The following is a 21051-nucleotide window of genomic DNA, read 5'->3' on the forward strand; positions in this document are numbered from 1 at the left end:
CTACTTTTCATCAAACTCACCTTTCTCATCAAGATAGCGTACAGCTGCTTTCACGATAAACGAGAATCCTCTGAGTACAAAAGAACCTACCAGGCAAAGCAATGAGTCAATAACGTAGCCAAATGCCTGTACGCCACTAATACTTGAACTTTCATATCCATAACCGCCAGAAGTATTCAAGGCGTTTATCCAAGTTATAATTGAACCTATTATGGCTATAAATGAAACAACAGCTAAAATGTTCGAGATAGTTCCAAGATGGTTTCCTACCTGTGGAACAAATTTTCTATTTCCCATATGATGCGCCCGTCATGCCGGTAGCTAAGCTTTAGTTAATAATCCGTCTGTCAGATTAATAACGCATCATATGGTACTTTATTGTGTTGAACCAAAAAAAATCAGATTATTTTTTTGAGTGCCTTTTCTCGCCCTGCATTCAGCTGGCGGTACTCATAGAAGTCTTTGTAGTGCTCGACCTTACCATAAAGCTTCGGGTGGTCCATCATATCGTTCAGCATTTCTTTACTAAACTCGGTGAATCCAAAATTATAGCCACTCTCACCACCTTGTATAGCACCACTTCCATGTGTTCGAGATGGCACGTATTGATATGTGAGACTTATTCCTCCCTCAGATGTATATTTTGCAAGCTGATAGGATAGAAACTTTCCATCCTTTCTTACTATGTAGCCATGTAACTGATTTATAGCAATAACACGATAGCCTAGTTTCTTAATTTCCTCCAGTCTGTTTTTCATAAGCAAAGAACTCCATTCCGACACATATAAAGGCTTTCTAACGTTCACGTCGTGAAAGTTCTGAATGAACACATCAAGCTTTTCACAATCCCAATCTCTTGGATAAGTTATGTTGACACATCTTCGCAAGTCTCTTTTGTAATTAATCAGGACGAAAGTTTCTGTCTTAGACTCATACTTTCTTTTTAGCTTAACCTCTAACTCCATAGTTATTTCTTCTTGAATTTATAGTTTGGGCAGCTTCTCTTGTTTCCCATCGCAAGCAGTACCGGGAACAGCAGACCGTGCCTGCAACCATTTCCGTGCTCGTCAGCAGCCTCGCAAGAGAAGCAGCCGTAATACTCGTTAATATTTAATGCTGCCATTATTCGTAATCCCTAATGTTCAACAATACTGGAAATCTCGGTACTCCAGCGTCAGAATACCCTTGATGCTGAACAGTCGCCGCCATACCTATCAACTCGTCCTTATCGGCTAAGTATTGAGCTCTGAGTGACCTTGAACCTACCGGGCGGGCACAGAACTCGTACTCTCCACACTTCAGTTTGAATATAGCGGTACCTGCATCATTGCCCTCCGCTTCCAAAACATCGACCACCTTGAACTCTGTCGTGTCGAACGATTTCAGCTTCATAAGGTCATTGCTTCCGCCCTCGGTATAGGTTCCATCTGCATTTTTGATAATGGCACCCTCGTAACCGGTGGAAACGAATATCTTGTGCCATCGCTTGATGTCCTTCTCTGAATGGGCAACGAAAGTCTGCGTAAGGTACACCGGTCCATTTGGATCAATGGAAGCAAACTCCTCCTGCAGAACTTTCCATCTGGCAGAAAAGCTTCCCGGAATCTGTGCATCGTAGATAACCATACGTAGCTTGTCAGTCATAGCAGAACGGCACTTGACGGCAGAACATATCTGCTGGAAGGTCAATTCCTGGTGGTTGTATATCTCCCCATCCAAAGGAAGCATACCGCGGTGTTTCTCTCCCCAAGCCTTAATCTGAGGGACATCATATTCCTTACCGCCTCTCGATGTGAGGTGAACCTCGCCACCTTCTCCTTCATGAAGGATGCAGCGAACTCCGTCATACTTAGGTTGGACGAAGCAAGGAAACTTCGTCTGTGACGGATAATATCTTGTTGCTAACATTGGTTTCATAGCCATTTCCCGTATCTTCTGTGAATCTCATCGTAAATGTAGGCTCCGCTCGTATGCGAAGCACTGAACATTAAGATGATGTCGTTATCTACCTTAATCTGATTTGTCCTGACAACCTTATCGTTCTTGACGTGGTCGCAATAGACCGTGTTGCAGGAGTGATATAGGCGCATCGTGCGTCCATATCTGTCTGTTCCTATATTCTCTTTGTACATGGCTAGTCCTCCAAATCTACATCAAAAGCAGCTTCAATAACATCCTTGATGTCCTCTGTGTAACCGCAAATTCCGTTGTACTTCAGCCAATGATCCAGCAACTCTGTGTTAGTCATTTCGGCTACTTCACTCTCACTATACTCTGCCTCTTCTACGAGGTACTTCATCAAATCATTCTTATCCATATTACTTGATTTTATTAATGTCACAAACTAATACATTACCTACTATAACGTCTCTGATACCTGCAATATTCACAAGCATCGTGGCGTTCTCATTCTGAGGAAGGTCGTAAACCTTGCCTTCCTCATTAACTACCATTACCTGCGACTTGCTGAGTCGGACCAACTCAATGTGCCCACCAACAAATCCTCTCAACTCCTCCAATGAGAAATCCGTTCCGTTGGATGGCTCCACATTCTTCTGGGCGCCATCCGTGAATATTACTGTTGACAACATAGGCTAATCATTCTCTTTGCATTGTTAATAGAATAAGTCTGCGTCTTGCCGTCGATATAGACGTATCTCTGACCGAACATATCCTCAAAAACCTGGATAATGTGCTTCTTGTATTTGAGAAGCTTTGTTTCAAAAAGACCACTCATAGCAGTTCCTCCTCCTATATTAAGCGATGGTGGTCTCGTACAACTTCTTGGTTGCCTCGAACACCTCTTCTCCCTGGAACATTCCGCAGTCTGCACTCTCGAAGCCCCAGTCCTCTGCGTCTCCGTCAAATATACCATATGCTGAAACTCGGAACAATGTAGGTGCAACTGAAACTACATTGATTGCCATCTTGCCAGATGCTATTCTCATAAGCTCTGAAACCTCATTAACTGTCATTTCATCAAAGCGAGCATAAACTAAATTCTTCATAATCTTTATAATTTTAATTGGTTCAACTTGTAAGATAGCGACCTGGTAAACCAAAAGTACTATCTTTTATCTATATGCAAAGGTACGAAAATTTTCTGATATATGCAAATATACTAAGGGTTATTTTAGTTAAAAATACTAAATTATAATGCGCTGGTAATCAAATAGTTAAGGCGCCTACTCTCACGAGCAAACGCCTAGCTAACATGGTTTTAAAAAGAAATTACAAGAAACCGCCACGTCGGAGCTGTGCATCGGTAGCATTGTTAAGCCACTCCTCGCACTTCTCTATGATGCCCGTACAAGCGTCCGGCGCATCATCGTGGGCGTTATATCCTTCCTTTCTGTAGGATTTCATATCGTGGGCGAACTCCGGCCACAACTGTTCCCAATTAGAAGGGAAGACTAGTTTATTGTTTACCTCGCTGGAGCGAGTGAATATTCTAATCTGTTTGTTCTTCGATTGCGTGAACGTTACGAACTGGGTAATTCTGTTTCCGTGTTCCCTTGTTATGCGCTCGACATTGCGGGCGTAAGAGCGTCCACCATTGTTACTTTCAACGAAACACACGTCTGTCTGATTGCGCTTAACCATATTGGCTTGCGCTGGTTCCGTGTATTCCATCGGTCGCTTAGTGTATAGAACATCGGTAACATAGTAGCCGTCATCGTGTGCATCGAAGCATATAGAGCAAAGGAAGTCGAAACCGGTATCTGCCGAGTCTGTGTAGTTGCCAATCATTCTTGCATACCTTCTGTCCGGCAGCTCATCGTATGTTCTGAAGGCATGGTACATAAGACCTTCCATAGGGGTAGGGTTCTGCATGTACTGTGTCTCAAATACGAACTCGCTGGCATGCTTGATTTTATACAGCTCCTCCAGCGTATGCTTCCACGGCCACAAGGCTCGCTCCTTTCCGTCCTCGCCTGTCTGTATTACCGGGAGGGAAACAACCTTCCACTCATTCGGCTCAATCTCTTGAAGGTAACCGCACAAGTCGTGCTCGTGCAACCTCTGCATGACGATGATAATTGGCGTATGACGTGAGTTTACACGGTTACGGATGGTTGTCTCGAAACGTCTGTTGATAGACTCTCTGACGTTATCGGACAAAGCATCGTCCGGTCGTAAAGGGTCATCGATAACTATGGCTCCCGAAAAGTGACCGGGGTTGAACGTAGCCATAAACTTATCCATGTTCTTTATGTCTTCTTCGGTCCAGTCTGGCTGACCTGCACCAAAACCTGTGATCTGACCCAAGGTAGATGTAGCATACTCACCACCACCTGCCGTTGTGCTCCATTTTGATCTGGTGTTATCGTTCTTTCTGATTTTGACATTCGGAAATAGTGTTTGAAAATATGTGGAAGTTATCGTGTCCTTGACTGCCATAGAATTGTCCTGGACGAGACTTCCGGAATAAGATATATGAAGAAACTTTGAAGCAGGGTTCAGCGCAAGACCATATGCGATAAACATCTGTGAACACAAGAGTGTCTTTCCATAACGAGGGCTGATGTTGATAATCAGCTTGTTAGTCTTTCCCCTTATCACATCCATGAGCGCATCACATATAATCCTGTGATGTTCGCCTACTACATACTCACGTCGAGCAGTATAGGCGAACATCTTAGTAGTGAATTGCAGCAGGGACGATGCCACTAACTGCTTATGAAGAAAACGTTGTTTCTCAAAGTCCATTTATTTTCTGTAATTCTTTAATATCATCCAAGGACAGCTTAGGGAACTTGAAGTCCTCGCCATCCTTGCCGGTTACTTCTTGAATATGCTTATCTGCCAATCCGTTGAGCCTTGCAACAATACTGGAATCAAACTGATGAAGCATGGCACCATCAATCTGCTGGGCCATCACGACATTCTCAATCTGTGTTATCACCTGCTCAAAGCCTGGTCTCTTAAGATTACCTCTCTTGAAATCCGCCCATTTCTGAACGATGCCACAGAAAGCACAAAATCCGACAAGAGTATAGGCTCTTCTGAAAACCCTTACCTCTTGTCTCATGGAATTTGTGGATTTGCCGCTGCCGCCTGCAATGGAATTGCTACCAGTCTTTTGCTGCCAAGGGTCATTTTCAACATCATCACAGTAAGCTACAAACTTATCCCATAATTCCTGAGAAGACTTAATCTTGTATGGTCTTCCAACAGGATTGGGGATTCTATGTACGAAAGACTTTACTTTCGGCTGTGATGATTCATCTGTCATGGCTTCTTAACTTTTACTAGTTTACCGCAAGCGGAACAATTATACTCATAATACTCTGAAGGTTTGACCTGGATATTCTCCTCAACGCCCTTCATTTCCTCCTTGAACTTCTGGTCCTTCTGGGCTTCCGTTACGACCTTCTTAGCCGTATGGTTAGTCTCAGCCTTTGAAGGTGCGGCTGCAGGTTTCTGTTCCTTTGGCTTAGCGTTGAGTCCAAGCATACCGGCAATGCTCTCATCGAAAGCAAACTGAATGCTGTTAGGATCACCGAGATAGGAGAGCTCCTTGCGAAGCTTCTTCTCGTTCCAAGTGGCAAACTCGGACGTCTTGTCATCAGCGATTCTATACTGCTTAATCTGCTCATCAGTCAGATAGTCAACACGGATGCAGGGAACCTTATCCATTCCCAAAGCCTTAGCAGCCTTATACACACCGTTACCGGTTACAATCACGTTGTTCTTGTCAACGGAAATAGGCTGAGTGATGCCGAAATCCTTGATGGACTGCATGATTGCCTGTACTGCCGTCTCGTCGGTCTTGTGCGAACCGTCATGAGGCACGATACTGTCAATAGGTAACTCAATTACCTTGTCATTAATCTTAATCTCTTCCATACCTGTTAATCCTCAATTTCTATTGTTTCCATATTTCCGCAATATGGGCAAACGACCTTCATATAATGTGAACCGTCCTCGCGCTCTTTGAGAACGAACAAATCCTTGGCAGGGTCTTCCTCCTCATCCGAAGGAGCTTCCTCGCTTTCACCAGCCTCTTCATTTGATGGAGCCTCGAAGTTCTCCTCTTCCACCTGAGAATAGTCATCCTGGAAGCCACCATACTCTTCTGCCTGCTGGTTGATGCTGTCGAGGGAGAAGTTGAGCATCTGGTTGATATCCTCAAAGAAGAATGCCTGCATATCGGTAGGAACCTCCATATTGCGCAATTCCTCCAAAAGCTGGTCTTCATCAAAAGAAGACTTCTCTGCCAGCTTGTTATCGAGAATGCGGTACTTCTTTGCCATTTCGTCGTCCATATCCGAGTAAACGACAGGAACGAACTCCATACCCAACTGGTAAGCAGCCACGTATCTTGTGTGACCGGCAATGATTACGCCTGCCTTATCAACGAGGATAGGCTTAACGAATCCAAAACGCTTGATACTCTCCTTCGTAGGCTCAACCGCATTCGTGTTGTCACGAGGGTTGTCATAGTAAGGAAAGATTTCACTGAGCTTAACTGACTTTACTTTCATTTCTTATCCTCCTTCTTGGCTGTCTCTCTTGCTACGCGTCTCTCGTCGACAACCTTTTCGATAGCCGCATTATACTTATAGTTCTTGAAAATCTTGGCAAAGCCAGTTACATACTTAAGCTTTACAAGCTCTTTCTGCTCCAGACCTACCTTTTCGCAAATCTCACGCTCAGATACACCATCTCTGAGCATATTGAAAACGATATTAACCATTCCGTCAACAGAATGGCTTCCACGGGCACGGTTGTGTCTTACTGTTGATGCCATACGCTGGTCGATGTCCTTGTCTAGGACTACAATCGGCAGCTTTCCACCACATCGCTCATTGATGTCCGCAAACTTGCGGATAACGAGGTTTCTGTGGAAACCGTCGATGATTACATACTTCTGCAACTTCTCGTCCCAAATGGTAACGATAGGCATTGTGTAACCGTCTTCCCTCACGGATGTATAGAGAAGACGCATTTCCTTATCTGCCACATGGTTAGGGTTGTAGTTGTTTGCTACAACCATATCCTTGTCAACCCAAAGCACGCAATCTACAGGGTTGACTTTCTCCGGAGATAAGGAACTGATATACTTTCTGAGGTCGTTCAAAAACTGCACCTTATCCTTGGCAGCATCAAACTCCTTCTTGATGTTCTCTTGAAGATTCATATTCCTTATTAGCTTTTTCTATTTTAACATAATTGTCGCTCAAATACTGACGCAAAGAACGCTCTACACTCTGAATGCGCTTCATTCCGAAATCCTCCGCAATTACGCAGACGGCACTTGTGTAGCCAATCTGATGTATTACGTAATCAATGCACTCCTGGCAATGACCGGCTTTAGCTGCATTTCTCTTCTTGGCAGCACGGTAACCCTTCTTGATAGTCTCTGCATTTTTCTTATCCTCACAAAGATTATCTGCAAGATAGTCAACGTATTCATCCCAATCCTTGAAATAAGGTGGCAAATTATAGCAATATGTTGCTACTTCATTGAAGACGTGCACAGACGTATTGACGTTTGCCACTCTTCGTACCAGCTTGTCGTAGAACCATGGATCAACCTCCTTGATGAAACCTAAGTCGTGGATAGCCTGCTCATGGATGAGGGAACTAACTCGGCACGCTCTGAGTGGCTTCTGCGTGAACTGATAGTTGTAGAGTTTACAGTACGGAAGCTTGTTGCTGAAGATGTAATACCATACATCATAAACCTTCCAATCCCAAATAGGGTAGAGCACCAGACTTCTCGGTGTGCCGTCTTTATAATATCCGCCACCACCTCCCCACGTGATACCTGGAAGGCACTCACCTCTAGTAAGACCAGACAAACGTGCCGGCGACTCCTCGATACGGACACCGCCCAAAGTTAGGTAGTCTTTGCCGAAGAGCATTCTGTGTACCTGGTCGAGGGTCTTGGAGAAATACTGATTGTGCGGAATCTCCAAATCACCGTAAGAATCTGGTTCCTTCTCACGAATCCATTTTTCTCCCGGCCCCCATACATTGAACCATTCTCCCTTTGAGGCATTCCATTCCTGGAAGTATGACTGAATCCAATACGGCTCAACCCACGGCAAGTGCATGATGTATCGTATGTACTCGATAGTCATTGGAGTCTCTGCCTCTTGGTCTAGGAAGAGGACGGGAATCTTTTCAATTCCCATCTCCTTCATAACCTCGTGCGCAAGGTTGAGAACCACGGTAGAGTCCTTTCCTCCCGACATCGTCACGACAATCTTACGCTTACCATAAAACTCCCGAAAGATGTATCTGAATCTTTCAAGAGCTGCCTCATAAACGTTTTTGTCACTGTAAAATATCATTTCTTTCTATTGTTTAATAATACCTTGTCGCTGGAATTACTGAAATGGGTGTCAAGGTAATTCTTAAGCCTACCCATCATTTCATTATTGTTGTGGCCGCGAGCGGCATTGTGCATGATTGTTGCATATCTCAACTTCTCTTCGTCGAAGTCAACGAAGCATACAGGAACCATCTCATATCCGATGACGCAGGCGGCGCGGTATCTGTTCTCTCCGTCCACAATCTGCATCGTCGAGCGGTTGACAACGATAGGCTGAGTAAATCCGAAATATAGCAACGATTTGATGAGAAGGTCGAAGCTGTCTGCATCATGCGTGTTAGGGTTATAGTCATTCGGATAAATGTCATCAACCTTAACGTATTCAATATGCAGCGGCTTCACCTGCTCAACCTCGATATTGTCCTTTGCCAATTTCAAGGCTAGATTTTCCTTAGAGTTTTTTGTATTCATCGAAAAATTCCTTGTTTACGATTTCCTTAACCCAATCCTTGCTTGACTTAGCCAAATAAGGATTTTTGAACTCACTCTCCCAATCTACAGACTCTACATCAAACTGGTTGTCGTAGGTCTTGCTGTTTCGAGGAATGCCACCTACGGCGCCTGGATTGTTGAACGTGCTTCTGTATGCACCGAAATGCTGAACCAGACCGGGAACGATAGCGTAAAGGTCGATACCCTTTGCCTGAAGGTATGCCTTAAGGCGCGAATCATCATAACGTGTCTGATCATCCGTCATCTTGTTTGAAGTTTCAACAAAGTCCTTGGCTAGGTCATTTGGATATACGCTAGCCTGCAGCCAGAAATTAGTCTTTGTAGAAATAACGTGCTTGCCCTTTGCGTAACAATCAGTATAGTCACCATTTGTAGGATTGTAGAAACTGATAACATTGTTTTCGGGAGCAAAAGAGAGAATATGTAAAATCTTGGCAAGAATGTTGCGGTCAAAGGTAATGTCATCGTGGATAATCATGCGATGGGTTCCTTCCGCTACCTCTTGCGTCAACGCTTGGGAATAATTGTCCCAAAGACCCTTACCTCGGTCCATAGAGATACTGACAGGAATACCATAAGGCTTCGTGCTGGTCTCTATCAACTTCTTAAGGTATTTGCCCTCACGTTCTCGCTTCGGAACGTTGAGGATGATAATCTGAGAGAGTTTAATCATATGCGTAATTATTTAGTAACTGTCCATTCTCCACCTCGCTTGGCTACCTTGCTTATGGCTACAGCCAAACGGTTTCTGTTCATATCGCTACCATAGAAAACCTTACCTGCGGCATAGGCTGCTTGGGCAACAAGTCCTTGACCCATGAAGAAGTCTGTGATAGAGCAGAACGGAACATCCTTACAAATCTTGAACACCGCATCCCATTCATCCATTCCCTGGAGTCCCCAGTCTTCTGCCTGCTTGGTGCCTTGGATAATCCAGCACTTGCAATCTGGCTTATGATAATAGGTGTTCTCGTAGATTTTTACATGAGGGAACAGCGATTCTACCATAGGAACCAACTGTTTCTTATTTCTGTAGAAGCACTCGACGAATAGTCTGTCCGGATTAATCTGCTCGATGCACCTCTTGATGTGGGCAACGAACTCGTCAAAATTATCAACCGGGCATTGCTTCTCCGCCTTGGTATAATACGCTTTGAGGACACCTTTACTTCCTGCCGGGTCGATGAATACACAATCGGCATTCTTTGAAAACTCCGGAAGCCCCAAAGTAATATCGGCAATGGTAATCTTGCTACCATTGCCTAAACTGTAAATCTCGCCTTCTGTGATGGGGTATTTGTCAATACTGCCATCATAACGCAAACCTTTCTGTGATGTCATACGCAATTTACTATTAAATAATTGTGATACTCTGATACGTTTTCTTCACCAAAAAGACTGCACAGAACCTTCTTAGAATAATAGAAATGTCTGAACTCTACATCGCATTTCTCGTAAGTGACCGGATGATACTTCTCCTTGTAGAACATCAAAAACTTACGAGCCTTACACTGTGATATAGCAAGAACAGCGTACCGGGAAAGATAAGATGGGGAACCGAACAATGCTACGATATTGTTGAAATTCCTGCAATCTAAACTCTTTCCGTCGAAAGGCTCACATACAACCCTATCCTTATAGGCTGGGTATTTGTTAGTGAACTGCTCCAACATTCCTTTACTAGGATCAATTCCTAGATATTCCTTTGGGTCGATTTCTGCAATCTCTGTCAGCAAGCCGGTACCACATCCGATGTCTAGGATTGAACCGCTGAGAGGTGGGAGCATTTGCCCCACCTCACGGTTCTCAACGAGACTCATTTCATCACGAAACAAAGTGTCGTACTTACTTGCTATTTTATCATACTGGGAATAATTCATTTTCTACTGTTGCCTGTTGCCAGGTGATTTTTTTACTTGAAATGGTTACGAAATTCTTGTGATTGTATATGTTACAATTCGGGAACATCGATTTCAACTGCATTCTGTCATAGGTGAAATGGTGCATTTCCTCGAACTCTGCAGGGGTGTAGTCATCCTTGTAGAACATAAGGCAATAATCCAAACCACTCTCGCCCAGTTTGCGGAGATACTGAGGCATGAAGTAGGAAGCGGTACCGAAAAGAGCAACCACAACGCTGTCTGCCGACATCCATTTCTTTATCGCCTCCTCAAAAGAAATAGTAGAACATCTTCGGAAAAAACCAGAGGTCTTCTCCCTGAACTGCTTGATTGCTTTCTTGCTAGGATCAACTCCATAATACATTTCCGGCTTTATCTTGGTGAAAGCGACGAAGTCTCCGTTTCCGATGCCTGCCTCGAAAAATCTTCTGTCCTTGAACGTGAACATGATAGATTTTGCCATCACGTCCATTTCCTGATTCGAATAGATTCGCGGTACCGGCCACTCCAGGAAGTCGAACTCGTTGAAAACCTTCTGTCTGTTCAAAATCCAAGTAGTCTCGAATGGGTCACCCATCGTCCAATACTTGTAACCATCAATGTAAAGGTAAGGGAAATTATACTTCCCCCATCTTTCATGGACTCCATTGTCTCGCTGTGCGCTGACGAAGTAATAGAACTCGTCGTTTGTCAATGCGCACTTGTCTCTGTGAATGTACTCATGAGGAACGTCTATCATTGAAGTGGCCCATTGCCACTTACAACGCTTGATGAACTCTCTGAGCTTACTGTAATCGTATTCCATCGCTGCAAATTTAATAAAATATTTAATGATTAAATACCTAAAATCTAAAATTAACTATATTTTAACATAAAATTGTGTATATATGCGGCTTGGATAGTCAAAAACACCGCAAAATAGGCTCTTCTCATACGCAAAGGTACGAAAAAATCCCGATATATGCAAATATATCAAACGGAAATTTTAGCCAAAAATACTAAAAATTACGCCGTTCTACTAGCCCTGTTTGGGAGCCTGGATTCTATCTGCCACAGATTATCTTTGATAAGCTTCAGAATGGTATCGTGAAAAGCGGAATTGATGTTTCCGTGGCCCTGGCATTGAACAACGGTAACATCGGCTAAGTTTACCTCGATTGTCTCCATACGCTGCCCGTTTACCTTGGCAGAAAGTATGAGGCAGTTCGGCTTTCTGTTCACATCGTAATAACCATTCCTAAATACACAGTGCCCCATTTCCTTGCCCTCTTCAAAGAACTCCTGGACGGACTTAAGAACCTGTATGTCTATGGCGCCATCCTTTATGTCAATGTCAAAGAACTGCTTTCTTCTGTCAACATATACATTAGCCATTGCTTCTGCCTTTTTCTTATTCTCCTCTTCGGCTTTAGCAGCTTGCTCCAGATATCTGAGTTGCATTTTCTCTTCCGCAATCAGACGCAGCTTAGTCATTCTGTCCTCCATTTTCTTTTTCTTGTTGTCTGCTGCCTTTAGCCACTTGTCGTGCGCCTCACGAAGATTCTCCGGGCAAACTATAGAAGGGTTACGTACATCTTTCTTAAGATACATAATACTGTCGAGCATATCCCACCACAAGCTATCGTAAATATAAGAAGCCTTTCCGTGTCTGACAACAATCTTGACGGCAGACATTTTTTCTCTGTCGAAGACAGCTTCATGGTACTTACACACCTTCCACATATCAATATCACGTCTCATGAGAGTTTCATTGTATGGGTTAGCATTGACGGAACGGAAGATTTCGTCACACAGAATCTTTTCCCCGAAGTCTCTGAGAGCATATTTATACTTGCCTTGGACTGAAGCGTAATATACTCCATCGAATCCAATATCACGAGGATCACCCAAGAAACTCCATACAGTATGCGTTCTTACTTCCAACTTTCCGAAAGCAGAAAAAGCATCTTCTATATATCCGCTGGTTCGCTGCCTGGCAAGGAAAACATATTCCCCATCTTTCAACCATTGCTGCATACACTCCTTGAAGTAAATCTTCTCCTTAATCATCTTGTGGAACCGGAACTTCGCTCTTACCTGAAAGTATCTGAGGACCTGCCATCCCTTGAATGTGCATACTAGATAGAAACACCCTCTTGAAAATCTGTCACCATACTTGTAAGCATCATCTTCAGAGATGCAAGTCTTGATGGCCCACTCACGTTGCTTGTCTGATAACTCCGGAATTCTGTCCGAGAGTTTTACAACTTCACGTTCTGTCTTGTTTCTTGGCTTCATAACTCACATATTAAAAATCAAACAAACTCAACTGACCAATCTCAGCATCTTTCTTTCTCTGAGCCTCGGCTTTCTTCTTCAAGCGCTCCTTCTCAGCGGACTCCTTCTTCTGGAGTTCGATGATTTTGGCTTGCTTGAACTCCTCCTCAGCCTTCTTCTCCAGATTCTCCTTGGTCTGGTCTGAGAGATTTGTAACAATGGTGCAATTCTGATTCTTGGTGAATGAAACTTCTTCTTCATTATAATAGTGAATTGCAATTCCATAAATCTCATCATCGTCAAACCCCTGTCTTCCGGATTTCTTGACCTCTGAGATAATAAAGTCGCAGCAATCATCGATATTCTTGCCAGGCTTGGCGTAATCCTTTGCGAACAACTCATCCTCTGCTGCACGCTTGTCAAGATATGCCTTGATTACCTTCTTGAATGTTTCTGATCCTTTCATAACCTTTCCATTTTTTGAAACCTATAGGCTTGTCTCTAAAACCCTTACGGAATGCTTCTCTCATAGAGATGCAAATGAAATCTACGCTGCATTGTGCCAAGCCCGTACAAAACGCACAATCCTCGCAATCATCCATTGGTTCCGCTACGTACACGATGCCGTTAATGACTATCGCCGCTTTCTCCTTGAAGACTGCCATTCCTTTTCGCCAGCAAGCCCTTTGCCCTTGTTAATCTTCTAGCCAAATCTAAGTCTCTAGACCTTGTGGCTTTTTCATTAATAAAAGCAGCTGCTTTCTCCAAAACACTAAGCAATTCTCTGAACTCAGTCTTCGTTGTCTTCACTTCCATACGCTTCCTGTGCCGTTATAATTCTACAACCGGTGTAATCGTCTGCAGAAAGGACAATCTCACCATTATTAACCTTTTCTCTAATCATAGAGCAAGCATCCGTGTTTGTATCTGCCTCTACGGTTATTGTCTTACTCAAAGTTTCTTGAATGCAAACATCATATTTCATATTATGTTACCTCCCATGTTTCAATGTAAAACTCGTAGCTTTTACCACTACATTGACTTTGTCCAATATTGCGCAAATCTTTAAGTTGCTCTTCCGAAGCTCCGTTAGCCTCGGCTGTTGCGTAGCATTTCTGAAGGTCATCAGCTACTCTAAGTAATTCGCCGCTTCCTTTAGAATGCCAGGCATCATCTTTATAAATTAAATATACCGTCATAATAAAATCTCTTTAAAATGAACACTAGTTCTATCCTTTCTGTCGCCAGCCGTACAAGCTAAGTTCGCACATGTCACTTCTTGGTCGCGGAGCGGAACGTTAGGTACACAAACAGCGCAATTAACGCAATCTCCACTTTTCGCTACTACGCAAGTTCTCCCATTTATACTAAGCTTCTGCCCAATAGGATAGTACGCTTGTACACCCAAACCGCTAACTACGATAATATCTTTCCCTTTCATAGTCAATCCTCCTTTTCTTTTAAGTAACGAAGGTATAACTGACAGTTGTCACAATCGGAATTGCATCTATAACTGTACTCGTTGGCGCAAGCCATAAATAATTCGCTTCTTTTCATAATGATGTAAAATTAAAGGTCGGGTGCCGTCTTTCCGAGCTGTCGCAAAATAAAGAATATCAAATATTGTTTTGTTATTTAACCCCGACCATTGATTAACGATGATTTTTACTTAATTCTACATGTTTCACCTCCAATCTTATTAAGTTTAACTTCCATATCCTGTAAATCTGCCAACGGCAGAACTTACGCTTTCATTTGTTACAGACCCAGGCTTCAAGAAGTACTTGTAATGCGTGCTTCTCTCCAACCTCTCACTCCAGCAGAAACCGAAAGCATCGAACTCCTTACCGCACCATTCATGACCGTAGTAGTATTCGCTGGCATGCACCTTCTGTTCCTTGCTGAGCTGCAAGAATAGTGCGCGACTCTTGCTAAGTTCCGTTGGGTTCTCCTTGAACTCCTTCTCGATTTGCTTACGCTTCTCGGTATATTCTGCCAGCTTCTGCTGGTACTCTTCCTCGCTATCGCAAAGATAATAGTCTGTGTCAGTCCAACGGCTATCCCAATAGGAATTGGAAGACTGATGTATATGATAAATATTCTTCATAATTGTATATTTTTATTAGAAGGTAGGCTGCCGTCTTTCCGGCTGCCAGATAAGAATAAGGTATCTAACTAGTGGGTGTCCTTACTACCCGTTATGTTAAACCTTACTTTTGCCTACCTTTATAATAAGTATATAAATCCATCATACTATTATAGAACCACTGCCATGCGACAATCTCCTTCTGCTCTTTGGTAATATCCAGGGCATCAGTAATCATCTTTCTGCGCCAGTTTATCAGTCTGTCACATGACTGGATGATTCTTGCAATCATCACATGGGCGACATTCTCCATCATTACCGCCTCGCCATTTACCATCTTCAGGGCGTACTTTTCTGCAGCATCGTGCCAAAGGTCGTAGGCGACTGAATCATTATTGAGCATCAGATAGAGTTCTTCCATATCAGCAGTTCTCTTGTACTGAACCATTTCCTTTACAACCATAGCTATCTCCTTTCCAATGTTAAGTCTATCACGTATGGAAGAGTATGCTGTGGCATTTCTCCTAAATTGATGCAGTTGACTCTACAGATACGTTTCATGGAAGCCTCTTCCTTTTCGATTACCTTGTTAATCAGTTTTGGAGAAATCTGTTCGGTCAACTCCACGTCGAAATACGAATAGTTATCGTCCATTGATACCCTTGTTGCGATAGCAACCAATCCGAAATCTGGGCTGAAGAACAGATACTTGCTGCCCGTAAAGATGGCATCTATTCTGTTCTTTGTATTTCCTGTCACTCTTATAACGTTCATAATTATTGTTCCATTAAATGTTTGACAAGTTCTTCTTTTGAAGAGAATATATCTCCAAGCCTTTTACTTACATAGTTTCTGTCTATATCTAGGATAACATAATTATTATTTAGTGCTGCTTTGAGACATCTTTCTATACGGTCGCGCTCACTGAAAGAATAATAATTTCGATAGCTTGTAGGGCACAAATTTGTACTCACTATATTGTATATTCTCTCTCCGATATCTCTAGAATGATAATCAACATAAAGCTTTTTGTCATCTTCATAGTCTGAAAGAGATATAAGGACAATTCTACCCGAAACAATTTTGTTGTCCCTCATAATGAAGACCTGCTGTCCGATAGCATACTTGCTCTGATATGTAGTAGCTAAATCGGAAAAGACTCGTCCACAATCCAGCTGGAAAACTGCATATAAAACGGTTCCATTATTGAAAGCTTCCAGGTAACGCTCTATCTTCTCGTTTTCTGTCGGCTCTCGTTCAGTGACGTTTCCATCGTCATCCGTAACCTCGACATCGTCATCAAAAGTGCCTTCATTCTCGTTCCAAATAGAAAATTGCTCTTTTAGAGCATTGTATTTCATTATTTCTGAAATACTGTTGATCTTGATACCTACATATCCATTTCCGAAATTCTTTGTATTCATATTAACCCTCCAGACTATTAATGTATTCCTTACGTGCCTTTACAAAAAGCTTCTTCTTTCTGTCATCTGAAAGAAACTCCTTAACGGTATATCCCAAAGCGATGATACCATTTTCAAACTCAAAGGTAAGGCCACACTCATGATTGCCAAATTCATATTTCAAGGCATCCACCAAATTCTCATCGCTGCTCAGAAACTCCTCTGATTCCTTAACGGAACGCTCACCGAATTCCAGAAATAAGTGGTAATCCTTTTTGAGGCAATAAGCACCGGCACCGATGGAACATATCTTTTCCAGGTCTTTCTTACTTGTGGTAAGACCCCATTCAGCCATCATTTCCTCAAACTGCTTATCGCCAAAGGCTGCTTTCATCGGGAGCTTATTAAACTCCTTTTGTTGCTTGGCTTTATAATCTACATATTTCATAACTCATTTGATTTATACGCTTATATTCTTACACATATTCCCTGGTCAACACCACCTCTGTTATAATAGCGGCTGCACGTAAAGCCAAGGCTAGTCAGCCAATCCGTAATAGCCGGATGGAATTTGTATGGAGCATAACAGTCTCTCCACCAATCCTTACTATCTGGGTCTGGAATTTTCCAATCATACGAAAAGTGTGCTGCGCCACCGATTAAAGCGTAATCATTTTGCATCAGGTTCTTCTTGATATAAGCAAGAAGCTTTTCCTTGTGTTCCTCAGTGAGTTGAGAAACTCTAGCTGCTCTGATTTCATCGATTAAACTCATACTCGTCTCCTCCTTTACATAAGAACTACAATGTAGCCTAATGCCTTGATAAGATTGAAATTTGAATTTCTCATAATTATTCCCTTTCTATTTTTTAAGATTAAAATTGTATAATAGTGCCAAATGGCTATCGTCTAACTCTCTCCAATCATCAACTGTATCAAGATAAGCCTTGACTTTTGAAAGCGAAATTGGAACCGTTAGATAAGCAGAACAAAATCTGCGAAGCATGTACTCAGAAAGCGTCTCAATAATTAATCCTCCTGGTCTAATTTATTGTACTCGTTATATTTAGTTTCTATATTATGCAAGAAACTTTTCATTTCAGACTGCAGCTTGTCTTGAAGGTCTTTATTAGACAGGAATGAGCCTAGAGCAATATAATACATAGCTTTGCAGTTTGCGCTGTCTATATCAATACTGGATGCTGCGTCTATTTCTGTTGTGAACTCAACGTTTCCCTGAAATCCGCATTTGCATTCATTATACACGACAGTCAACTCTCTGTTCTCATCGCAAGTTAAGGCAAACTTGACTTTTATCTGATTGCGAGAATCTTGAACGTTCACAAACTTCCAACCTGGGCATACGGAAATAATACTTTCTGCATGTTCACCAAATTGCTTAAACAAGTTCTTAACCTCATTTTCAATTTCGTTCTTTCTTAACTCGTTAGAAGTATTCATAATCTTTATAATTTTAATTGGTTCAACTTATAAGGTAGGCTCTGAATAGTCAAAACTACTACCTTTTATCTATATGCAAAGGTACGAAAATTTTCTGATATATGCAAATATACTAACGATTATTTTAGTTAAAAATACTAAATCGTAGTACTTTATAACTATCTGATTATCAGAATGGTGCATCTGCTTCTTCTGGCTTTTCGAAAGGCACCTGTACATCTTCGTTGATTAAATTCGTCTTGAAAAAATTTGTCGTATTTTTATTGAATCCCATAAAGAATTTGAATGTTCCGATATTACGTCCCTTGGCAACGTCTATCATAGCCGTTCCGTCAGTAGGATAATCGTCCTTATTATCAAATGGGGCAGGGTACGCTCTGTTGTAATACTCTGCTCGATAGACTAGGATGACAACATCGGCAGCTTCTCCTATCTGTCCACTATCGCGCAGTCGATTCAGATTCGGCTCCGGACAGTTACTATCTCTAGACAACTGACTTAGGGCGATGATCCATATGTTCAGTTCCTTTGCGAGGTTCTTGAATCTTCGTGCGGCATCACCCATAGCCTGCTCCCTGCTGAAACTCGTACTCCTAGAGTTTACGTTAAGAATCTGCAAGTAATCAACTACGGCTCCGTCTATGTCCTTCTGCATCTTAAGCATTCGGATGGAAAGAAGGATAGAATCTATATTTGACGTGCTCTTGTCATCAAAGAATAAATTCTCTCCGGGTAACTTGCCTCTAGCATCATCAATCATCCTTATCTCGCTTGGCGCCAGACTGCCCGAATAGAGGATATTGTTGGCCGGGATGTTCGTCTTGGCAGAAAGCAGACGTGCCGTAAGCTGCTCCTTCGTCATTTCCATAGAATAGAAAGCAACCTTTGCTCCGTTCTCGATGGCGTGTCTTGTCATGCAAAGTGCGAGGCTCGTCTTTCCCTGAGAAGTTTCACCGGCTACGATAATCAAGTCAGACTTCTGCAGACCTCCCTTTTCATCGAATCTCTCCATACCGGTCTTGGTTCCTGTTGTGACACCTCCAACGGTGGCATTCTTAACCATTATCTCATTTAGACTATTCATTGCATCATCGAGCGTGAACACTCCATCTGCTTTCTCAAATACTCCTCCGATACTTTCTATAGCCTCTTGGTGGGCATCTGCGGTCAGAATCTCTTCCGATAATCCAACCTTGGAAAGCTGCTGCCCGACAACCCAGAGTTTTCTTCTTCTACCAAGGTCCTGCAATCTGATGGCATGATATTCTACATGCGCAGATGATGCAATCTGTGCCGAAATGTTCATCAAGTCCAATGCTGTTACATTCGACTTCTGCTTACTGAGCTCGGCAGAAACAGATATGACATCTATCGGCATACCTTGCTTTCCCATATTATCAACAGCCTTCCATATATCCCTACACATGGGGTCGTAAAAACAGTCTTCATCTAGATACTGGCTTACTAGAGTGTATGCGGTAGGATCAACAAGAAGACTTCCGATAACATACTGCTCAGCCTTTGTGTCATTCACTAATGGCTGATTCTGATATGGTGATTGTGCTAAACTCATCTGAACGATACCTCCTCAAAACTTAAAATATCAAACATTTCGTGCATTCTATCTACAATTCTTGGGTCATCGTACTTCTGTCCGATGTCAATGGCCGTTAGGTTTGAGCTTATAATCGTGGGCAGCATCTGCTCATAGCGATAGTCCAACAACTCGTCAAATGGCTTGTAGTGCATTCCGTAAGTGACTATCTCCGTTGGCTCAGCACCCAAATCGTCAATCAAGAGAAACTTAGTGTTCATGATTGCTCTGAACTCGTTTATGTCTTCGTGAATCATGTAAGCCATATCTCTAGCCTTGACGAATCGCGGATATTTGTCACCCTCGCAATAGCTAATCTTGTTTGAGTCCACAAGATGAACTAGCAAATTTCGAATAGCCTTTAGCATTGTAGTCTTGCCGTTTCCAATACTGCCGGGCATAAACAGCCCGTAAAAGTTTGTCTCTATAGTAAGAAAATCCCCGACTTTCGATATTGCTTCCTTTAGCTCGTCAGTGAAGACGAACGTTCTTTTTCTTTTCTCTACCTCTCGTTTGTAGGCATAGTAAAGAAAGTTCTTGACTTCTCTATTTTCCAACGGCAACTCCAAACCCCGACCTATACGCTGATGTGTCTTTGTGGTCTGGAGCTTTCCATCCTGTCTTTGTATTGTTTCCATTGTCTGTTACGTTTTGTCTATGATTTTTCATTTCTGATACTATCTCGTTGTATTGAGAATCAATTTTGTTAACCGAAAAATTGTTCATTATCCAAGTCTTGTCGATACGACGTAGAAACTCTTCCAATGCCTTAAGCAAGCTCTCGTCATCTATCGGAAGCGGCACTGTTTTGTGACTTCTAGCAAAAGAAATCTTCTTTAGGATAGAGTTCATAGCCTTTGCATCCTTGGGTTGCCAATAATAGGCAGAGTCATAGAGTTCTTGGTAATACTTCTCGAATATTTGCCGTCCCTTGTGGCAGATGGTAAACTCTTTCGGTTTCGATTTCCTCGTGCGCGCGCTAGAAGGAGAAGATAATTTTATATTATCTTCCCGTTCCGTAGGAACGGAATATATATTCTTTGAAGGGTTTGGGGAACTTTCTTTGGACTCTGGCATTTGCTTAGCATTTGCTAGAGATTCGCTAGCATTTGCTAGAATATCTGTAGCATTTGCCAGAGAATTTGTAGCATTTGCTAGAGATTCGCTAGCATTTGCTTGGCATTTGCTAGAAGATTCCTTAGCATTTGCTACGAAATTTCTAGCCTTTGCTGCACCACCTGCACGACCGGCTCTAGCTCTAGCTTCGCTGACTTTTCTTGCCTGCTCGATGGTGTCTGAAAGTTCCTTAGAATAGAAATATTCTTCCTCAACCTCGAATAAATCAAAATCCTCAACTACAGATTGCACCACGGAAACATCAACACGCATCTCATAAGCTATCATAGAATAATCCTTTGACAGCTTATGATCCTCGTCTTCCTCCAATAGTTGCATAAGAGCAACGTAGATGCCGTAGGCAGCTATGCCGTGCTTCACCCTTGCTCTCATTACTTCTGGAGAATCACTATTTCTGATGCAATTATATTTCATAAT

Annotated in this window: 35 protein-coding genes; all 35 read right to left on the bottom strand. The window is 42.5% G+C overall.

The features are described from left to right. The 35 genes from ONT19_RS00555 to ONT19_RS00725 all read right to left on the bottom strand — a co-directional run bounded on the left by ONT19_RS00555 (position 1) and on the right by ONT19_RS00725 (position 21048). Positions 1-297 carry a hypothetical protein gene (locus tag ONT19_RS00555; protein ID WP_264953360.1) on the bottom strand — a complete coding sequence of 99 codons (297 nt, stop codon included), beginning with the start codon at positions 295-297 and terminating at the stop codon, positions 1-3. 101 nt (positions 298-398) lie between these two features. Beyond that, complete coding sequence (locus ONT19_RS00560; RefSeq protein WP_264953361.1) at positions 399-965, bottom strand: hypothetical protein; 567 nt, start codon at positions 963-965, stop codon at positions 399-401. A gap of 2 nt (positions 966-967) precedes the next feature. After that, positions 968-1123: a hypothetical protein gene (locus ONT19_RS00565; RefSeq protein WP_153079949.1), complete on the bottom strand. Its 156-nt coding sequence runs from the start codon at positions 1121-1123 to the stop codon at positions 968-970. Continuing rightward, positions 1123-1917, bottom strand: coding sequence for an ATP-dependent DNA ligase (locus ONT19_RS00570; RefSeq protein ID WP_264953362.1), 795 nt, complete (start codon positions 1915-1917; stop codon positions 1123-1125). The genes ONT19_RS00565 and ONT19_RS00570 overlap by 1 nt, the downstream gene beginning before the upstream one ends. Next, positions 1914-2132 carry a hypothetical protein gene (locus tag ONT19_RS00575; protein WP_254963334.1) on the bottom strand — a complete coding sequence of 73 codons (219 nt, stop codon included), beginning with the start codon at positions 2130-2132 and terminating at the stop codon, positions 1914-1916. The genes ONT19_RS00570 and ONT19_RS00575 overlap by 4 nt, the downstream gene beginning before the upstream one ends. 2 nt (positions 2133-2134) lie before the next feature. After that, complete coding sequence (locus ONT19_RS00580; RefSeq protein ID WP_264953363.1) at positions 2135-2317, bottom strand: hypothetical protein; 183 nt, start codon at positions 2315-2317, stop codon at positions 2135-2137. A 1-nt stretch (position 2318) separates the two neighbouring features. Then, entirely contained in the window at positions 2319-2591 is a 273-nt protein-coding gene (locus tag ONT19_RS00585; protein WP_228115041.1) for a DUF3846 domain-containing protein, read from the bottom strand. Further along, complete coding sequence (locus tag ONT19_RS00590; protein WP_218458628.1) at positions 2576-2737, bottom strand: hypothetical protein; 162 nt, start codon at positions 2735-2737, stop codon at positions 2576-2578. Before ONT19_RS00590 ends, ONT19_RS00585 begins: the two co-directional genes overlap by 16 nt. 19 nt (positions 2738-2756) lie before the next feature. Continuing rightward, complete coding sequence (locus ONT19_RS00595; RefSeq protein WP_254963325.1) at positions 2757-3008, bottom strand: hypothetical protein; 252 nt, start codon at positions 3006-3008, stop codon at positions 2757-2759. A 223-nt stretch (positions 3009-3231) separates the two neighbouring features. Next, positions 3232-4710 (bottom strand): phage terminase large subunit, encoded by a 1479-nt coding sequence (gene terL, locus ONT19_RS00600; protein ID WP_264953364.1) that lies wholly within the window; start codon positions 4708-4710, stop codon positions 3232-3234. After that, positions 4700-5236, bottom strand: coding sequence for a terminase small subunit (locus tag ONT19_RS00605; protein WP_153079943.1), 537 nt, complete (start codon positions 5234-5236; stop codon positions 4700-4702). Before ONT19_RS00605 ends, terL begins: the two co-directional genes overlap by 11 nt. After that, the gene (locus ONT19_RS00610; RefSeq protein WP_153079942.1) at positions 5233-5850 is read right to left on the bottom strand and encodes a ParB N-terminal domain-containing protein; all 618 of its coding nucleotides are present in this window, start codon (positions 5848-5850) and stop codon (positions 5233-5235) included. The genes ONT19_RS00605 and ONT19_RS00610 overlap by 4 nt, the downstream gene beginning before the upstream one ends. A gap of 5 nt (positions 5851-5855) precedes the next feature. After that, the gene (locus ONT19_RS00615; protein WP_264953365.1) at positions 5856-6488 is read right to left on the bottom strand and encodes a ParB N-terminal domain-containing protein; all 633 of its coding nucleotides are present in this window, start codon (positions 6486-6488) and stop codon (positions 5856-5858) included. Continuing rightward, positions 6485-7144 carry an IbrB-like domain-containing protein gene (locus ONT19_RS00620; protein ID WP_264953366.1) on the bottom strand — a complete coding sequence of 220 codons (660 nt, stop codon included), beginning with the start codon at positions 7142-7144 and terminating at the stop codon, positions 6485-6487. Before ONT19_RS00620 ends, ONT19_RS00615 begins: the two co-directional genes overlap by 4 nt. Then, positions 7110-8303 (bottom strand): phosphoadenosine phosphosulfate reductase domain-containing protein, encoded by a 1194-nt coding sequence (locus ONT19_RS00625; RefSeq protein WP_264953367.1) that lies wholly within the window; start codon positions 8301-8303, stop codon positions 7110-7112. Before ONT19_RS00625 ends, ONT19_RS00620 begins: the two co-directional genes overlap by 35 nt. Next, entirely contained in the window at positions 8300-8755 is a 456-nt protein-coding gene (locus tag ONT19_RS00630; protein ID WP_153079938.1) for a ParB/RepB/Spo0J family partition protein, read from the bottom strand. Before ONT19_RS00630 ends, ONT19_RS00625 begins: the two co-directional genes overlap by 4 nt. After that, entirely contained in the window at positions 8736-9470 is a 735-nt protein-coding gene (locus tag ONT19_RS00635) for a hypothetical protein (protein ID WP_254963287.1), read from the bottom strand. The genes ONT19_RS00630 and ONT19_RS00635 overlap by 20 nt, the downstream gene beginning before the upstream one ends. An 8-nt stretch (positions 9471-9478) precedes the next feature. Beyond that, positions 9479-10138, bottom strand: coding sequence for a hypothetical protein (locus ONT19_RS00640; protein WP_153091800.1), 660 nt, complete (start codon positions 10136-10138; stop codon positions 9479-9481). Continuing rightward, a complete protein-coding gene (locus tag ONT19_RS00645) occupies positions 10135-10677 on the bottom strand; it encodes a class I SAM-dependent methyltransferase (RefSeq protein ID WP_254963285.1) in 543 nt (180 codons plus the stop codon). Before ONT19_RS00645 ends, ONT19_RS00640 begins: the two co-directional genes overlap by 4 nt. Beyond that, the gene (locus ONT19_RS00650; RefSeq protein ID WP_153079934.1) at positions 10658-11503 is read right to left on the bottom strand and encodes a hypothetical protein; all 846 of its coding nucleotides are present in this window, start codon (positions 11501-11503) and stop codon (positions 10658-10660) included. Before ONT19_RS00650 ends, ONT19_RS00645 begins: the two co-directional genes overlap by 20 nt. Before the next feature lie 200 nt (positions 11504-11703). Further along, complete coding sequence (locus ONT19_RS00655) at positions 11704-12975, bottom strand: PcfJ domain-containing protein (protein WP_264953369.1); 1272 nt, start codon at positions 12973-12975, stop codon at positions 11704-11706. 10 nt (positions 12976-12985) lie between these two features. Next, positions 12986-13420, bottom strand: coding sequence for a PcfK-like family protein (locus ONT19_RS00660; protein WP_153131672.1), 435 nt, complete (start codon positions 13418-13420; stop codon positions 12986-12988). Between the two features lie 161 nt (positions 13421-13581). After that, positions 13582-13770, bottom strand: coding sequence for a hypothetical protein (locus ONT19_RS00665; protein WP_264953431.1), 189 nt, complete (start codon positions 13768-13770; stop codon positions 13582-13584). After that, positions 13745-13939, bottom strand: coding sequence for a DpnD/PcfM family protein (locus ONT19_RS00670; RefSeq protein WP_264953370.1), 195 nt, complete (start codon positions 13937-13939; stop codon positions 13745-13747). Before ONT19_RS00670 ends, ONT19_RS00665 begins: the two co-directional genes overlap by 26 nt. Position 13940: 1 nt before the next feature. After that, the gene (locus ONT19_RS00675) at positions 13941-14153 is read right to left on the bottom strand and encodes a hypothetical protein (RefSeq protein WP_264953371.1); all 213 of its coding nucleotides are present in this window, start codon (positions 14151-14153) and stop codon (positions 13941-13943) included. Between the two features lie 506 nt (positions 14154-14659). Beyond that, positions 14660-15061, bottom strand: a complete 402-nt coding sequence (locus tag ONT19_RS00680; RefSeq protein ID WP_153091814.1) for a hypothetical protein — start codon at positions 15059-15061, stop codon at positions 14660-14662. Between the two features lie 103 nt (positions 15062-15164). Then, positions 15165-15503, bottom strand: a complete 339-nt coding sequence (locus tag ONT19_RS00685) for a hypothetical protein (protein ID WP_264953372.1) — start codon at positions 15501-15503, stop codon at positions 15165-15167. 2 nt (positions 15504-15505) lie between these two features. Next, positions 15506-15814 carry a hypothetical protein gene (locus ONT19_RS00690; protein ID WP_153091818.1) on the bottom strand — a complete coding sequence of 103 codons (309 nt, stop codon included), beginning with the start codon at positions 15812-15814 and terminating at the stop codon, positions 15506-15508. A gap of 2 nt (positions 15815-15816) precedes the next feature. Continuing rightward, on the bottom strand, positions 15817-16464 hold the full coding sequence (locus tag ONT19_RS00695; protein ID WP_264953373.1) for a hypothetical protein: 648 nt from the start codon (positions 16462-16464) through the stop codon (positions 15817-15819). A 1-nt stretch (position 16465) separates the two neighbouring features. Further along, positions 16466-16891: a DUF7659 family protein gene (locus tag ONT19_RS00700; protein WP_264953374.1), complete on the bottom strand. Its 426-nt coding sequence runs from the start codon at positions 16889-16891 to the stop codon at positions 16466-16468. Positions 16892-16911: 20 nt separating this feature from the next. Then, the gene (locus ONT19_RS00705; protein ID WP_264953375.1) at positions 16912-17217 is read right to left on the bottom strand and encodes a hypothetical protein; all 306 of its coding nucleotides are present in this window, start codon (positions 17215-17217) and stop codon (positions 16912-16914) included. 254 nt (positions 17218-17471) lie between these two features. Next, on the bottom strand, positions 17472-17903 hold the full coding sequence (locus ONT19_RS00710) for a hypothetical protein (RefSeq protein ID WP_264953376.1): 432 nt from the start codon (positions 17901-17903) through the stop codon (positions 17472-17474). 169 nt (positions 17904-18072) lie between these two features. Beyond that, a complete protein-coding gene (locus ONT19_RS00715) occupies positions 18073-19476 on the bottom strand; it encodes a replicative DNA helicase (RefSeq protein ID WP_264953377.1) in 1404 nt (467 codons plus the stop codon). Next, on the bottom strand, positions 19473-20135 hold the full coding sequence (locus ONT19_RS00720; RefSeq protein ID WP_264953378.1) for a DnaA ATPase domain-containing protein: 663 nt from the start codon (positions 20133-20135) through the stop codon (positions 19473-19475). Before ONT19_RS00720 ends, ONT19_RS00715 begins: the two co-directional genes overlap by 4 nt. Then, positions 20044-21048, bottom strand: coding sequence for a Lin1244/Lin1753 domain-containing protein (locus ONT19_RS00725; protein WP_264953379.1), 1005 nt, complete (start codon positions 21046-21048; stop codon positions 20044-20046). The genes ONT19_RS00720 and ONT19_RS00725 overlap by 92 nt, the downstream gene beginning before the upstream one ends. Positions 21049-21051: the final 3 nt, after the last annotated feature.

This window comes from Segatella copri (assembly GCF_026015625.1).
In the GTDB taxonomy this organism is placed as follows: Bacteria; Bacteroidota; Bacteroidia; order Bacteroidales; family Bacteroidaceae; genus Prevotella; species Prevotella copri_H.